Annotated in this window: 11 protein-coding genes; 9 read left to right on the forward strand and 2 right to left on the reverse strand. The window is 38.4% G+C overall.

The annotated features are described in order from the left end of the window. Positions 1-55: 55 nt before the first annotated feature. Together EWU23_RS10690 and EWU23_RS10695 are read right to left on the reverse strand one after the other, a co-directional pair. A complete protein-coding gene (locus EWU23_RS10690) occupies positions 56-1,906 on the reverse strand; it encodes a RagB/SusD family nutrient uptake outer membrane protein (protein ID WP_166231996.1) in 1,851 nt (616 codons plus the stop codon). 22 nt (positions 1,907-1,928) lie between these two features. After that, a complete protein-coding gene (locus tag EWU23_RS10695; protein ID WP_394367311.1) occupies positions 1,929-5,063 on the reverse strand; it encodes a SusC/RagA family TonB-linked outer membrane protein in 3,135 nt (1,044 codons plus the stop codon). A gap of 700 nt (positions 5,064-5,763) precedes the next feature. Between EWU23_RS10695 and EWU23_RS10700 the strand changes: the two genes are divergently transcribed. From EWU23_RS10700 to EWU23_RS10740, 9 genes are all read left to right on the forward strand, one after another. Then, the gene (locus EWU23_RS10700; RefSeq protein ID WP_166231998.1) at positions 5,764-6,936 is read left to right on the forward strand and encodes a DUF4856 domain-containing protein; all 1,173 of its coding nucleotides are present in this window, start codon (positions 5,764-5,766) and stop codon (positions 6,934-6,936) included. A gap of 61 nt (positions 6,937-6,997) precedes the next feature. Further along, positions 6,998-8,125, forward strand: coding sequence for an imelysin family protein (locus EWU23_RS10705; protein ID WP_166232000.1), 1,128 nt, complete (start codon positions 6,998-7,000; stop codon positions 8,123-8,125). Beyond that, positions 8,112-9,458, forward strand: coding sequence for an HTTM domain-containing protein (locus EWU23_RS10710; protein WP_166232002.1), 1,347 nt, complete (start codon positions 8,112-8,114; stop codon positions 9,456-9,458). The genes EWU23_RS10705 and EWU23_RS10710 overlap by 14 nt, the downstream gene beginning before the upstream one ends. A gap of 19 nt (positions 9,459-9,477) precedes the next feature. Continuing rightward, positions 9,478-11,859: a TonB-dependent receptor domain-containing protein gene (locus tag EWU23_RS10715; RefSeq protein ID WP_235942205.1), complete on the forward strand. Its 2,382-nt coding sequence runs from the start codon at positions 9,478-9,480 to the stop codon at positions 11,857-11,859. A 231-nt stretch (positions 11,860-12,090) separates the two neighbouring features. Next, entirely contained in the window at positions 12,091-12,837 is a 747-nt protein-coding gene (locus EWU23_RS10720) for a YHYH protein (RefSeq protein ID WP_166232006.1), read from the forward strand. Beyond that, positions 12,794-13,375, forward strand: a complete 582-nt coding sequence (locus EWU23_RS10725; protein ID WP_166232008.1) for a toxin-antitoxin system YwqK family antitoxin — start codon at positions 12,794-12,796, stop codon at positions 13,373-13,375. Before EWU23_RS10720 ends, EWU23_RS10725 begins: the two co-directional genes overlap by 44 nt. A gap of 16 nt (positions 13,376-13,391) precedes the next feature. Continuing rightward, entirely contained in the window at positions 13,392-13,991 is a 600-nt protein-coding gene (locus EWU23_RS10730; protein WP_205753162.1) for an SCO family protein, read from the forward strand. A gap of 78 nt (positions 13,992-14,069) precedes the next feature. Continuing rightward, a complete protein-coding gene (locus EWU23_RS10735; protein WP_166232010.1) occupies positions 14,070-14,903 on the forward strand; it encodes an HpcH/HpaI aldolase family protein in 834 nt (277 codons plus the stop codon). Positions 14,904-14,948: 45 nt separating this feature from the next. Beyond that, positions 14,949-17,282: a hypothetical protein gene (locus EWU23_RS10740; RefSeq protein WP_166232012.1), complete on the forward strand. Its 2,334-nt coding sequence runs from the start codon at positions 14,949-14,951 to the stop codon at positions 17,280-17,282. Positions 17,283-17,301: the final 19 nt, after the last annotated feature.

Genomic DNA, 17,301 nt, shown 5'->3' on the forward strand with positions numbered 1-17,301 from the left:
AAAAAGGAAATGGTAAAGCATTTCTACTTTACCATTTCCTTACAAATATACTAGATTAATATCCAGGATTTTGAACCAACTTATTATTGCGGTTCATTTCATCACGGTGGATTGGCAAGAAATACATCTTGTCTAACCATGTTCTGTTCTCTTTACCTGGGTCCATATCCACTACTTTGTATGAATAATCAAAACTGCTTGGATCATACTTGTATAGCGTAACGGTTTTGCCTGGCTTCAAAGAACCAAACACGTTGATGATTTTCACTTTAGCACCTAAGGTGTTGGTAGCAATCATCCAACGACGGGCATCATGGTAGCGATGTTCTTCAAAGGATAATTCCACACGACGCTCGTTACGATAACGCTCACGTAATTCGTTACCACTTTCTGTAACTGCTGGCATACCTGAACGAAAGCGAATTTTGTTCAACCACGTACGGGCTTCAGCATCTTGTCCTAATTCTATACATGCCTCTACATAGTTCAGTATGGCTTCTGTATAGCGGAAGAATGGCCATGGGATTTGTTGCCAAGTATTTTGATCAATAATCGATGGATTTGGATCGGTGAACTTACGGAAATAATATCCCGTGTAACTACCATTCCAGTCTTCCACCGTACTCTTACGAGTATCTAAACCGAAATAAGAAACTTTACCAGAGCCTGAAGAAAGTTCATATTGACCTGTTTGAATTTGGTTCAACGGATCTTTTGAAGCAACGTCAGCTGTTCTCGGTTTCCAGTTAGCACCATCATACAATAAAGTCGCATAGAAACGTGGATCACGATTGTCATACGGACTTGCAGCATGGTTAGGGTTAGACCAAGAGAATTTAGACCCATCCATCATTTCGTAATCATCTACTAAGTTTTGGATAGGGGCATTTCCAGCCCAGTTATGGTATCCATTAGGACCGTTAAATAAACCGATACGACCACCGTTTTCTTGTTTAGCATTGATGAAATAGCGAGCAAAGATTAATTCTTTTTCACCGCCATTTTTTGCTAAGGAGTTATTTTGATAGTTCGTAACAGCATCATTTTTCTCTGCTGGTGCAGATAGGTTTAATGCATTACCAAATCCAGGTAAATCCAATACTGCTTTAGCAGCATCTTTGGCTTTGGTCCAACGAGCAGCACGGTCGCCTGAAGTATAAGCTAGGATTGCTGGAGTAGCATAAGCAGCCATGGCAGTAGATTTAGATTTCGCTGTAGCTGCATCGTATAAATCACTAGCTCCATATAAAAGGATACGTGATTTTATGGCTAAACAAGCGGCTCTACTTCCTCTACCTGCTGCTAAAGATTTACCATTCAATAAAGCAGCTGCTTCATCGCAATCTTTCACAATAAAGTTGATACATTCTTCCATCGTATTTCTTTGAGTTAGGAAGTCAGTATCCGTTAGAGCATAAGCCTTATCTATAATCGGCACACCACCATAATAGCGAACTAATTGGTGATAGAAATAGGCACGCATGAATTTAGCTTCTCCCGTCAAACGCTCCACTAGGGCCGTTGGGAAAGTAGTTGCTTTTTTCAAGTTCGCTAAGGCCAAATTACATGCACGAATACGTGTGTACATATTTTGCCAGCTAAGTGTACCATTCACCCAACCAATATCAGCCGGGTTAGAGCGCGATTCCGTGATGGTGGTAATACCACGTCCCGGGTGAGTAAAGGATGCTTCATCCGTAAGAGAAGCAAGCATTTGCTCGTCAAATCCACCGTTTCCTAGACCTCCGTACAATTCTGTTACGAATGCTTCGGCCAAGTTAGGGTCAGTCCAAACAACCGATTCTGATAGTTGGTCCAGCGGCTTTGTATTAACAAAATCGTCATTGCAGCTGGTTAATACGGTACTAAAAAATGCTAGTGCAATGATTATGTTTCTTTTTTTCATAATGAATACGATAGTTTATGAGTTAAAAAGTAGCTGTTAAACCTACGTTTATGATTCTTGACTGTGGGTAATACTGTCCAGTAGCATTGGATGATTCTGGATCGTATACTTTCAATTTGTCAAACGTCAATAAGTTCAAACCATTCGTGTAAACACGGCAGTTTTTCAAACCTATTTTAGCCAAAGCAGAAGCTGGAATGTTATATCCAATTTCTAAGTTTTTCAAACGAATGTAGTCAGTACTACGTAACCAATATGTATTGTTATTTGAATAGTATTGGTCACTACGGTTAGCGATACGTGGGTGCTCGCTGCTTGGATTTTCTACTGTCCAACGATTTTGGTAAATATCCAATAAGAAGTTACCGATGTTTCCTGATTCACCAGCACTTACATATTGTTTTGCACCAGCTGCTCCTTGGAACAATATCGTTAAATCAAATCCCTTGTATTGAGCGCCTAGGTTAAAACCACCTTGGAATAAAGGCAATTGTGTGAAGTCATTACGCACTTGATCATCTGGAGTGATTTTTCCATCACCGTTGAAATCTTTGTACTTCATGTCTCCCGGACGTAAGGTATTTACGATAGCTTTGTAGTTGATGGTGTTGGCATCAATTTCTGCTTGATCTTTAAATACTCCATCGTACAAATAAGCTTGGTAGGTATACATTGGCTTACCTGTTGTTCTTTGCCACTCTGGTGCACCTGGAGCTTCATCCCAGAACAAAATTTTGTTCTTAGCATAACCCCCATTTAAACCAACATTGAATGTCAATTCACCAATTTGGTCACGATATCCTAAAGTAAAGTCAAATCCTTGGTTGGATACCTCTCCAATGTTTTGCGCTGGAAGGGTTAAACCCGTAGACTGTGGAACCGAGGCATTTTTTACCCAAAGGATATCTGTTCTTTTGTTGTAGAAATAATCTAATTCAAAAGTCAATTTATTGTTGAATAAAGCTCCTTCTAAACCGATGTCCGAGTTTGTTGCCACTTCCCACTTAATGTTATTATTCGGGATTTTCGTTTCGAACAAAGTCTTAGTTTCTACATTACCGATGATGTAAGATCTAAATCCATACGTAGACAAATATTGGTAAGTAGCGATTTGGTCATTACCCATTTGTCCCCATGAACCTCTTAACTTCAAGAAGTTGATCGCAGGCAATTCGTTTTTGATGAAATTCTCTTCAGACATCACCCAACCCGCCATAACGCCAGGGAAGAAACCATAACGAGTTTCTGGAGGAAAAATATCCGAACCATCATACCGCCATAGGAATTCAGCTAAATATTTCTCTTTGTAGTTGTAGGCCACACGACCGAAATAGTTCAAACGAGCTCTTTCATAAGCACCACCACCATTGTTTTTCTCTAAGTCACCACCGGCGAACATTTGATCCAAAGCAGTAGAGATGAAGAAACGACGATACGCATTGAAGTTATCTCCATTGATAGTTTCACGGTTAGTACCTGCTAAAACGGTTAATCCATGGTCATCGAATTTTCTTTCATACGTGAAAATACCTCCCAATAATACGTTTAACTGAGTTTCATTTCCTAAGGTCAGACGAGGTTCTGCTGGTCCACGCTTACTAGGAACTAAGATTGGCGTTTTACCATCTGCTTCGAAGCCAGTTCCTTTTTCATATAAAGTCCAAGGTGTTTCCCAACGCTTCGTGTCTCTGAAACGCTTGTCGATAGCCGCAGTTCCTGTAAATTTCAAACCTTTGATGAATGGGATTTTGATATCCAATTGACCATTGGTTTGGAAATAACTTTGCTTGTCACGGTCATAACCTGTTTGGTTGGTAGTAATAACCACGGGGTTTTCACCATTTTCAATATCTGGACCCGGACGACCATCTGGCCAGAAGGCTGGTTGGTTTGGTTTTCCACGCATTTGCATACGGAAAATGGCACTAGCTGGTTTAGTTGGGAAACGGCGGTTTTCTTCACGTCCTAAAATACCCACCGATATGTTGACATTTTCATTGATTTTTGCATCTAAATTCAAGCGAATATCATATTGCTGATATCCGGTAGCTGAATTTTTGTAGAATGCATCTTGGTTTTGGTATCCCAAAGAAGCCAAATATTTGATGTTCTCACTACCACCACTCATTTGTACATTGTGACGAGATTGTGGAGACCAATTCTTTAAAGTAGCACCATACCAATCTGTGTTAGGATGTAACCACGGATCAGAACCGTCGCTGTACAACTTCATATCGGTAGGAGAATAAGGGGCCTTACGGCCATTGTAAACGCCTGTTTCTTTGTAAGCTCTCGTAGCATCTGCCCATTGGCTTACAGGCAATTGGTAAATATCCAAGTCATTTAACATACCAGCATATTGTGCGGCATTGGCTAAAGCAGGAACAACTGTTGGCTGAGCAAAACCTTGGTTGAATGAATAAGATAATTCAGGCTTACCCGATTTACCTTTTTTCGTCGTAATCAAAATAACGCCGTTCGCTGCACGAGCACCATAGATGGCGGCAGAGGCATCTTTCAATACAGAAACTGACTCAATGTCAGCTGGGTTAATACGGTCTAAACCACCTGCTCTGTTAGGGATACCATCAATAACGATCAAGGCATCACTGTTGTTTAAGGTGTTAGCACCACGAATACGGATGGAAGATCCATCATAACCAGGCTCACCACTACGGTTTACAGCAACCACACCGGCCATTCTACCAGCCAACGAGTTACTTAGGTTAACACTCGGTGATTTCTGAAGTTCATTTCCTTTGACAGAAACGACAGAACCAGAAACAGTTGCTTTTTTCTGAACACCGTAACCTACCACTACCACTTCGGATAGACTTTTGGCATCTGGGTTTAAGCTGACATTAATGACACTCTGATTTCCTACAGTTACTTCTTTAGGTTCGTAACTCACAAAAGAAAAGAGTAATTTACTTTGAGCATTGGTAACGTTAATGGAATACTTACCATCAACATTGGTCGTAGTTCCTTTACTTGTTTCTTTGAGGATGATGTTGACACCGATGAGCGGCTCGCCTTTTTCATCAGTAACCTTACCAGTTACTGTAGACACTTTGCCTTGACCCATGGAAATCCATGACATCGACAGCAAAAATGCCAAAAGCAAAACCGCATTACTGCTAATAAATTTTGTTTTCATACAAGGAATGATTAAATGGTTAATCGACACAATAAGTTTACTGTTTCGACAGAAATTGATTTTAAATATAAGTCAACTTATTGAAAATTTTACCTGTTTTTAAGTGAGGTAAATCACTTATTTATCTAATGGAAAGGTTTATTTGGCGGTTATTTATCGGAATAGTACAATATTTAACTATTTTAATGATGTATGCTGTGTACAAATATGCGCCTCTAACTTGCCTTTTTTCAGCTACTTAGAGAGTTTTGAACGTATGTGTATATATGTGTGATTTATTTTGCCCTTAAAATTTTTCAAGAAATAGGTCAATTCTATTTTTTAATTTTTTTTAAGAAAGTGTTTGTAAAGTTTTTTCACATCATGTTACGAAAAGTCTAAATTAAATTTTACAAACCTTAATCGGACAAGTTCATCACCTTGGAATGGAATTTTTGAACTCACATTTCCGAATACTCTATTCTTGTTGAGAAATAGGAGTCTTTTTGTTATTTCAACTAACCTGTCATTTCAAGATTGATTCCATTTTCTTTAGTCGCCTAGATGGATAGGCAATCCCATCTGCTTGATTTTGAGGTAGATAGAATTTATTATTTAAAATAATTCTAAATAATAATTATTCTTATTTGGAATTACTCTAAATAAGGAATAGCTTTGTTTATTATTTATAATTAGTCTACATAAAATTAATACATTTGACATGCCTAAAAATAACTTGAAACTGCATTTTACATGGCTTTTAGCCATATTACTAGGGTTTTCTTCCTGTGAAAATAGTTCAGAGATAGTCCCTAATCTTCGTTCAAAATTAGACTATGGTCTATTAACAACTTCGACTCCCTACAAGCAATACTTCATCGATGCCAAAGGTGATACAACCGTCGATTTCAAATCAGGAAATACCCGTTATAAAATGTTCCAAGCATTGAACTATTATTTGGGAGCCGCCGTACGAGATAATAAGGCTTTAGATGCCAATTTGATGAAAGCGATGTATGCCAATACCGCCAATTCCTTTACTGACATTTCAAGTTTAAAAATTGTTGGAACAGATTTAAACACTTCTGGATTTGCTTTAAGAACTACTACTGCCTCCTCAAAATCCAGTACGGAAGTCGAATTAGCCCGTACTCGAATGGATGCATTATTTGGGGAAATGGCCAGCATTAGTAATTTTGTAGCCAATACTGCTTCCAAAGGAGTAGCGGGTAAACTAGGGACTTACTTGGTAGATGCCAAAGGCATTGAAACCGCACAAATCATACAAAAGTCCTTGATTGGAGCTTTCCAATTGGATTATATTGGAAATGTATTGCTTACTACTGGTTTAACTGCTGATAATTATTCTTTGGTATCTGGTAAAAAATACACGGCTTTGGAGCATAATTGGGATGAAGCCTATGGCTTATTAACATTGAATCCGATCTATTTAGCAGGGTCTACTGATGCCGTTCGAGGTACTTCTGAGTCATTTTTAGGTTCTTATATCTGGGAATACAATAAGGCTAGTTATGCTAATTTTCATACTGCTTTTCTGAAAGGCCGTGCGGCAATAGTCAACAATGATTTGATTGAGTTAAAAAAGCAAGCGGCTTTCATTCGAAATGAATCAGAAAAGGCCATCGCTTCAGCTGCTGTAGGGTATTTAGCCAAATGGAAATCTGGGACGACTGATGCTGCCAGAGCTCATGCCATTGGAGAAGGTTTGGGATTTATATATTCTTTGCGCTACTGTTCTTCTTATAATGTGGATGCCAAATTTTCAGATGATATTTTGAATGCCTTAATCAATTCGCCTAATGGTTTTTGGGATTTAACCAATGATAAAATTAATGCCGCCTCTCAGGCGATAAGTACCCAGTTTAAATTATAATAAACATCAAAAGGCCATAGAAACAGAGCTGTCTATGGCCTTTATTAACATGGTTTGCTTCATGAAAAAGTATTTATTAATTGTATTGACAGGATTGATTTGGGCCTGTGGAAGTAATGGGACAGGAACAGAAGATCCTACCCCACAGGAAGAGGGAAAAGATCGAAAAGCCATTCTAAGTCATCTAGCTGATCAAGTCATTATACCTGCTTATGCAAATTTCAAAGTGAAATTGGATGCCATGTTGGTGAAATCAGAAGCTTTTAGCAACCAACCTAATGCGACGAACTTAGCCGCGTTTCGCTCAGCTTGGATAGAGGCGTACATCGAATGGCAGAAAGTGGAATTATTTGATTTTGGTCCAGCAGAAAAGCAAACCATTCGTAATTTTTTTAATATTTATCCCGCCAATGAAAACGGGATTTTGGCTAATATAGCCGATCCAACTTCTAATTTGGAAGTACCTGCTTCTTATGCTCAACAAGGTTTTCCAGCGTTAGATTTTTTAATCAATGGTGTGGCTAAAACCGATGAGGAAATTGTGGCTTATTATACAGCCCCAAGTGATGGAGCCAAGAGAATTGCCTACATCAAAAGATTGACGAGTAGGATGAATACATTATTGGATAAAGTAATTGGTGAATGGAACACGAGCTATCGGGATACCTATATCAGTAAAACGGGTCTGGATATCTCTTCTTCAACTTCCTTAATGATCAATGGATTTGTGCTTCATTATGAGCGATTTATCCGATCGGGTAAATTTGGGATTCCTTCAGGAGCTATGCTCAATGGTGTCATAGCCCCAGAAAAAGTGGAAGCTTACTACAAAAAAGATATCTCCTTAGTTTTGGCTAAAACGGCCCATCAAGCCTACGTTGATTTTTTTAATGGCAAAGCCATAAAAACAGGCCTAGAAGGTCCATCTATCAAAACTTATTTGGATGCCTTGAAGGCTAAAGATAGTGCCACAGGTAAAAATTTGAGCGACATCATGAATGCTCAGCTAGAAGCGACCAAGTTAAAATTGGACCTATTGCGACCTAATTTGTTCGAAGAAGTTAAAAGCAATAATCAAGCCATGATAAGCGTGTATACGGAGATGCAAAAGACGGTACGTTTGTTGAAAGTGGATATGACCTCCGCCATGAGTATTACCATTACGTATACGGATAATGATGGGGATTAATCAATACGTTAAAAAAACAACCAATGCTGCGCCTTTGGCAGTGTTCAGGATTTGTTTTGGACTGATGTTGTTCGGTAGTATAATCCGCTTTTGGAACAAAGGCTGGATTGAATCCTTGTACATTAAGCCAACGTATTTTTTTACTTTTTATGGTTTTGAATGGGTTAAACCTTGGGGAGAATACACCTATGCCTTATTTTTTATTTGTGCATTGAGTGCTTTTATGGTGGCCATTGGGCTTTTTTATCGTGTAGCCATCAGTAGCTTATTTCTTAGTTTTTCCTACATTGAGCTCATGGATAAAAGTACCTACCTAAATCATTATTATTTCATCAGTTTAATTTGTTTGTTGTTGGTTTTTCTTCCTGCTCAGGTTTATTTTTCTGTAGATTCTTACCGACATAAACAAATCCGAGCCCAATTCATTCCTCAGTGGAATATTGATTCCATCAAACTGATGATGGCTATTTTATATTTTTATGCAGGATTAGCCAAAGTTAATAGTGATTGGTTATGGCATGCACAGCCTTTGAGTATTTGGTTACCTGCCAGAAATGATATGCCTATCATTGGATTTTTATTCAATTATACTTGGATTCCCTACCTTTTTTCCTGGTTTGGCTGTCTTTATGACCTAAGTATTCCTTTTTTACTTTGGAATAAAAAGACTAGAATTTGGGCATATGTAGCCGTGATTGTATTTCATGTGCTGACTGCCTTACTTTTCCCTATCGGGATGTTTCCACATATTATGATGGTGGCTGCATTGATCTTTTTTTCAGCTGAATTTCATCAAAATGTGATGAATCGAATGGTGGCTTTCTTCCGTTTACCTATAGAAAAGCAACAACCTAGCTCAGTTTACCAAGCACCTCGATTTCTTCATTGGGGCTTTGTCTTATTTTTTGCATTTCAGATCATATTTCCTTTTCGTTACCTGATTTACCCTGATGAACTATTTTGGACCGAAGAAGGCTATCGGTTTTCCTGGCGAGTCATGCTCATGGAAAAAGCGGGTTATGCTCAGTTTACGGTTAAAGGTGGACAAGGTCAACAAGCCGTGGTGAATAATAATGTACACCTAAGTACTTTGCAAGAAAAAATGATGAGCACTCAACCTGATATGATCTTGCAATATGCCCATTATTTATGCGATTATTATGCCAAACTAGGTTTCAGCTCCCCGCAAGTATATGTGGATTCTTACGTAGCATTAAACGGACGATTAGGAAAACCTCTGATTAACCCACAAACCGACTTGGCCAAAGAACAAGATTCTTTTACTCATAAAACATGGATATTACCCTTCAATGATACGATCAAAGGTTTTTAGCACATTAGTATGTTGTTTAATGGGATATGGGCTTTTAGCTCAATATAGCATTTCAGGGAAAATTCATGCACGCAAAGCAGCTATTCCAGTAGCTGGATGTCAGGTTTTCCTTAATCAAGGAAGTCCCATGACTCAAAGTAATGAGAAAGGAGAGTTTCTATTGAAAAATCTGGACAAAGGTTCCTATGTAGTACATACTTTATCTCCCAATTTTCAATCCATTCGACAAGAGATTTCCATACAGAATAAAGACATTTCTCTGGATATATATTTGGACTCCTTGAATGTGACTTTGAATGAAGTAGTTGTTACTCAAAAGCAAACGGATTTTGGATTTACCCGAATGCGGGCGGTAGAAAGTATGGGAATTTATGAAGGCAAAAAGACGGAGGTTATTTTACCGGAACAATTGGTAGCTAATTTAGCCACGAATAATGCCCGTCAAGTTTTTTCCCGAGTGGCAGGATTAAATATTTGGGAGAATGATGGGGCAGGTTTACAATTGAGCATTGGAGGAAGGGGCTTAGATCCCAATCGTTCCTCCAATTTTAATGTGAGACAAAATGGTTACGATATTAGTGCTGATGCTTTGGGTTATCCTGAAAGTTATTATACTCCACCCATTGAAGCAGTAGGAAGAATACAAATTGTACGAGGTGCAGCCTCTTTGCAATATGGGACACAGTTTGGAGGGCTGATTAATTTTGTCATGAAGAAACCTGTATTGGATAAAAAATTGGAGTTAGTAGCTAGGCAAAGTGTAGGATCATTTGGTTTTTACAACGCTTTCACGAGTGTTAGTGGTACACAAAATAAATTATCTTATTATACTTTTTTCCAGTACAAAAGGGCTGATGGATGGAGGGATAATTCGGATTTTTACAGCTACAATTTTTATGCGGATGTAGATTATCGAATTTCTGATAAAACGAGTGTGGGAATAGATATTACACACATGAATTATTTAGCTCATCAGCCAGGAGGATTAAGCGATGCCATGTTTGCAGAAAATTCTCGTCAAACGAACCGGGAGAGAAATTGGTTTAACGTAAATTGGAATTTATGGGCTTTGCATTTGGATCATAAATTCAATGTACAAAATGAAGTGAATCTTCGTTTGTTTGGTCTTTCGGCATACCGTAAATCCATTGGCTTTAGACCCAATCGAGTTGCGAGTGTAGACGATAATTCAGAAAGAGATTTAATTACAGGCGATTTTTCCAATTGGGGGGCTGAAGCTAGGTATTTAAAACGCTATTTTGTTGGGGAAAAATTAGTTGTCTTTTTAGCTGGTTCACGCTTTTATCATGGGTATAATCACAGCATTCAGGGATTAGGCAGTCGGGCTAAATCAGCTGATTTTGATTTTATCAATACGCAAGAAGGAATTGCCAATGATTATCGCTTTCCCAATAATAATACGTCTTTGTTTTTTGAAAACATCTTTTACTTAAGTGATAAATTCTCCATCACACCTGGTTTACGCTGGGAGTATATCCATACTCGTGCCGATGGGTTTTATGGCAATATTCAATTTGATTTAGCTGGCAATATCATTTCGGCCACTAGAACGAATGAATCTAGGACTAATGAGCGGTCCTTTGTGTTGGGTGGAATTGGATTTAGTTATAAACCCAGTTCTCATTTGGAATGGTATAGTAATGTTTCACAAAACTATCGATCAATTACCTTTAGTGACATGCGTATAGCCAATCCTTCATCAGTTATTGATCCAGATATGAAAGATGAAAAAGGCTACTCGGTGGATTTGGGATTAAGGACTTATGAAACCACCATCTATAATTTTGACATCAGTGCTTTTTATTTGAACTATAACAATAGGATTGGAGAAGTACAGTTTTATGATGCTAGTAACCGCGTAATGAGAAGAAGAAGTAATATAGGTCAGGCGGTCATTATGGGGATTGAATCTTATGGAGAAGTAGATGTTTTACGCTGGGCATTGCCTGAAGAACAAGAATCAAGTGCTGTTATTTTTGCCAATTTAGCCTTCATTCAATCAGAATATAAGGCTAGTCAGATAGCAGGAATCGTAGGGAAGCAGGTGGAATTTGTACCTAATGTCAATATGAAGACAGGTTTGAGAATAGGGAATAAAAAGTGGAAAGCCTCTTTTCAATACACGTATTTATCAGATCAGTTTACGGAGGCGACTAATGCAAGGGAGGGAGGAGTCTCAGCAGTCGTGGGTTTAATACCTGCTTATAACATCATGGATGCAGGAGTTTCTTATCAATTTAGTCGCTATAAATTAGAAGCAAATATCAATAATTTGGCAAATACCATGTACTTCACTCGTCGAGCTACAGGCTATCCTGGTCCAGGAATTTTACCATCTGATGGGAGAAGTTTTTATCTGACTGTTCAAGCGAAATTCTAACGCTGGCAAGGTTCCAAACCTTGACAGCGTTGGGAAAACGTTTCTCAATTCGATTTTATTTTATCGGTCATTTCATTTATCAATTTCTTGATTCTTCAAGGATACAATCCATTTTATTCCGATTAATTTTATCAATAAACGGATAAAATCGACCATCAAGCAAGAAGGGGAGATAATAGCTAGGTTTAATTCATTTTGAACTTGATATTTTTACAAAAAATAAAACCTGCTATGAGACTTTTCTTAATTTGTGTTACCGCAGTATGCTTGGGGATTTCCTGTAAAAATGCATCTGAAAATATTTCACCAGCATCTAGCACAGCCGTCCCAGAGGTATATTCCAAAATTTATGGAGCCACCTCTATAACCAATGATGGGACATATATTACCATAAAAACAACGGGTGTTCCCGATCACAAGAGTGCCTATTTTGCCAGTACAAGTGCTCAATATGAGGCCTTTACAGGGAAAACATTTGGGGGGAATAATTTTGCTAAAAACCCCAATTCCATTTCAGCCCAATCATTTACTTTTAAAATACCTGTAAATCCCCAAGTAGACGCAGCACATAAAGCTACACCACTTGGTCCAATCGGTGTGGCTTTAAATGGGGTTCCATTATTTAATCAATATGCAGGCCCTAGTCAGCCTTTAACCAATGAGGTAAATGGTTTTGATCAATATTGGGGACATCCCCAGCAAACAGGCTCTTATCATTACCATGTTGAACCTTTGTATTTAACTCTGGTTAAGGTAAGTAAATCTTCTTTGTTAGGTTTTTTACTGGATGGATTTCCCGTATATGGACCTGAGGAAGGCGGGCAAGTGGTTCAAAATACTTTTTTAGACGCCTATCATGGTCATACCCATAGCACCACGGAATATCCTAATGGTATTTATCACTATCATATAACCAGTACAGACCCCTATATCAATGGAAGTGGATTTTACGGAAGTGCGGGTACTGTTTCTCAGTAGTATCTTAGCCGCTTTTCTTTTAAGCTGTCAACCTAAAGAAGAAATCCAAGTCAATGCCACTCAGGTGAAAGCCACTTGGGTAGCTGGTAGGATGACTGTGGCTCATGAAGTTTTTTCGGGAGTATTATTTCAAATATACCCTAATACCACAGATACCGCTAGTATAGAATATTATGTAAATGGGTTGGAAGATGGAATTTGGAGAAAGTATTATCCCTCCAGTCAGTTGTATGAAATTAGAGCATACGATCGTGGGAAGAAAACAGGTACTTATGAGGCTTGGTGGGATAATGGTAAGAGAATGAGGGTGTTTGAATTTGAAAATGATGAATACCAAGGGATTTGTAGAGAATGGAATGAGGATGGACAATTAATCAAAGAAATGCATTATGAAAAAGGGCATGAGCAAGGAGCTCAAAAAATGTTTTACGATAATGGAAAAATTAGATCCAATTACTTGGTTTTGGAAGGCAGACGTTATGGGCTTTTGGGCACCAAAAACTGTCGGAATATTTCTGAGAAAGTCTTTAGTAATTAGCTTTTTGGCTACTGTAATGGCCTGTCAAAATGGAGATCAAGTTTCGAGCATTCCTTATTATAATAGCCCGGATTTTAGTCCCCACTTTTTAGATAAAATAGAGGCAAAAGGTAGAATCAAGCATCATATTGATCATTTTTATTTAAAAGATCAACATGGTAAAATTTTTTCACAAGACAATGTCAAAGGGAAAATCCATTTAGCACAATTTATTTTTACTCGCTGTGGAAATATTTGTCCTGAAATGATTTCTCAAATGAAGATTGTCGCGAAAAAATTTAGTACCAACCCTGAAGTGGAAATGTTATCCTATTCTGTTACTCCTTGGATAGATGATGTTCCAACTTTAAAGAAATTTGCTGAAGAAAAGAAAATAGAAGCACCGAACTGGCATTTGTTAACAGGTTCCAAATCAGTTATTTATAATCTAGCCAGGAAGTCCTATTTTGCGGAAGAAGAATTGGGATATACCAAAGACAGTACGGAGTTTCTTCATACGGAACATATGATTTTAGTAGATCGAGATGGAAGAATTCGAGGAATCTATAATGGCACTTTACCTTTGGAAGCCGAGCAATGCGTCAAGGATATGGAAAAGTTATTAACCGAAAATTGAAATTCTGTTGATTAAGAGGAGGAAAGGGGCCGTTTATTTGCCAAATTTTATTTCCTTTGGACTAATAAACCTATTTAAATGATCGGCCAAGAATTTAGGAATGCCTTGCGAATGGGTAATCCTCTCTATGGAACACTCCTGACTTCTACCTCACCCAAAAGTTTCGATGTTGTATTGAGCCTGCACCTAGACTTTGTCTTTTTGTGTGCAGAGCATGTGGCCTATAATCCAGAAACCTTGAGTTGGATGTGTCGCGCTTTCAAAGCTGCGGGCATTAATCCCGTAGTTCGTATTTTAGAACCTAGCCCTTATTTGGCTACCCAAGCTTTAGATGCTGGAGCAGGAGCTATTCTAGTGCCTTATGTAGAAGATGTGGAGGAAGTTCTCGCACTTGTTGGAGCTGTAAAATACCGTCCACTGAAAGGGAAAAAATTAGCCAGAATTTTACATGGTGAGGAAAAGCCCTCTGCTGAGTTAGCGCTATATCTGCAACAACACAATCGAAATAATTCCTTATTACTCAATATTGAGAGTGAATCTGCCGTGCAAAATCTAGCCAATTTCGCACAAATACCTTCTTTGAATGGCCCAGGTGTAGATGGTTTTGTCGTAGGCCCTCATGATTTATCCACATCCTATGACATGCCAGAAAAATACCGTTCTCCTGAATTTATTAATTTGACAACTTCCCTGATCAAACAGGCGAAAGATTTGGGAGTGGCTGTGGGTGGACACACAGGTTACCGAGGTAGCTTGGATTTACAAAAAGATTGGGTCAAGGCAGGAGCTAATATTATTTTACACTGCTCGGATATGCTATTGTTTGCCGATAAATTACATGCCGATTTGAATGAGCTTCGATTGATTCAAGGTGCTGAGCAGATAACTCAATTTAAACCAGAAAGTATTTAATTGACCCAATTTCAGTATTATATCTAAACCTTTACCATAAAAACCATGAAAATTATTCATTTTCGAAATCTTCTCTTTGCCCTTATTTTACTCCTTCATCATGGAGTATTTTCCCAAATTATAGATCTGTCAAAAGCAAGTATCGTAGCCTCTTCCAGTATAGCTGTGCCATTTAGAGAAAAAATGATAGCTGTTTTGCAAGAGGAAATTGCGCTTAAAACAAACCTCAAAGTAAGTACTAGTCCACAGGAAAAATCGACTTTATTGTTCTTGGCTATGCAAAATAGCCAAGAAGTAAATGCTTATCCATTGCCAACATTGACCAAAGATGATCAGGCATCTATCCAAAAAGAAGGTTTCCGCTTAGTTCACCAGCAAATTGCGGGGAAAGATTTGCTTTGGTTTATTGGTGCAGATCAACGAGGACTATTATTTGCCATTGGGGAGTTTTTGCGAACGGCAGATTTGAGTAAGCAAAAGATTCTATTTGATAAAAAGTATGAAAAATCAAGTGCTCCTATGTATGCCATTCGTGGCCATCAAATAGGCTATCGAAATACGGCAAATTCATGGGATGCATGGGATTTTAAGCAGTTTGAACGCTATTTCAGGGAATTGGCATTCTTTGGGACCAATGCCATTGAAAATATTCCTTTTCAAGATGGGGCAGCTAGCCCACATATGAAAATCAATCGGGAAGAAATGCATATCAAAATGAGCCAGATGTGTCAAGCTTACGATTTGGATTATTGGGTTTGGACTCCAGCGGATGTCGACTTAGCCGATCCGAAAAAATTTCAGGAGGAACTAAAAGCACATGTTGATTTTTATAAAAATTGCCCTCGATTGGATGGCGTCTTTTTTCCAGGGGGTGATCCAGGTGAGAACCACCCGAAATATGTATTACCATTTCTAAAAGCAGTAGCAGCAGAATTGAAAAAGTACCATCCCAAGGCTGGAGTATGGTTGTCTTTACAAGGTTTTAATGATGAAGAAGTAAATTACTTTTATGAATATTTGGATCAAAATAAACCAGATTGGTTTACGGGTATTGTCACAGGGCCGAGTAGCCCAGATTTGGCAGCTACACGTTTTAGATTAGATAAAAAATACCAACATCGCCATTATCCTGATTTAACGCATACGGTACGTTGTCAATACCCCACGGAGAATTGGGATCAGGCATTTGCCTTGACAGAGGGTAGGGAAGTGACCAATCCTCAACCAGCTTATTATGCCAAAATACATAATCGGTATGCACCTTTTACGGATGGGTTTTTATCGTATTCTGATGGTGTACACGATGATGTCAACAAAGTTATTTGGAGTCAAATGGCTTGGAATACAGAAAAAGATGTTCGTCAAGTGATGGTGGAATATGCTCGGTATTTCTTTGGAAATTCTGTTGCTGAAGCTGCTGCAGATGGCATTTTGGCTTTGGAAAGAAATTGGGTAGGACCCATTGAAGAAAATGGTGGCATTGAAACCACTTTTGCTTTCTGGCAAAATCTAGAAAAGTCACATCCTGAATTGAAAGGGAATTGGCGGTGGCAGCAATTAGTGATGCGGGCCTATTATGATACCTTCATTAAAAGAAGGAAATCTTATGAACAAGGGTTGGAGAAAGAAGCCAATGCTATCTTAAGTCAAGCGAATATTTTAGGGTCTGAAAAGGCGATGACCTTAGCTTTGGAAAAAGTTAATCAAGCTGATATAAAGCCTGCTTCACCAGAATTAAGACAAAAGGTGGTGGACTATTGTGAGGCCTTATTTCAATCGATAGGTTTACAAACGAGCGTTGCTAAATACAAGGCTAGCGGAGCTGAAAGAGGGGCTATTTTAGATTTTATCGATTATCCTTTAAATAACCGGTGGTGGCTGCAAGATGAATTTGAAAAAATGCGTAAAATGACGGATGAAAAGGCGAAATTGGAACGTTTACAGATCATTGCCACCTGGGAAAATCCTGGGAAAGGTAGTTATTATGATAACATATCGGATCAGTTAAAAGGTCCTCGAGTGAAGACGAAAACAGAAGATGCTACTGATGTGGCTTGGTGGGATAATGGACTAAGTAGAAGGCGCTTATCTACCCAATTATTCCAAAATTTCCCCCAGTTGGAGTACACTGATTTAGATCCCAAAGGCTCCTATACCATTCGGATTTCTGGTCAAGGAGAAGCGCTTTTACGGGTAGATGGAGAGCGTGTTAGACCTGTTTTGTACAATAAAGGAGTGGAGGAGTTTAAAGAATTTCAATTGAATCCTACATTCATTAGCGATGGTAAAATTTCCATTTCCTTTGATGAGCCAGAAGAGTCACATTTAAATTGGCGACAACATTCCAAGACCTTTGATATTTGGTTATTGAAAAAATAAGTTCATAAAAAGACCCTCT

Origin of the sequence: Aquirufa beregesia, assembly GCF_011090385.1 — a bacterium.
GTDB lineage: Bacteria > Bacteroidota > Bacteroidia > Cytophagales > Spirosomataceae > Aquirufa > Aquirufa beregesia.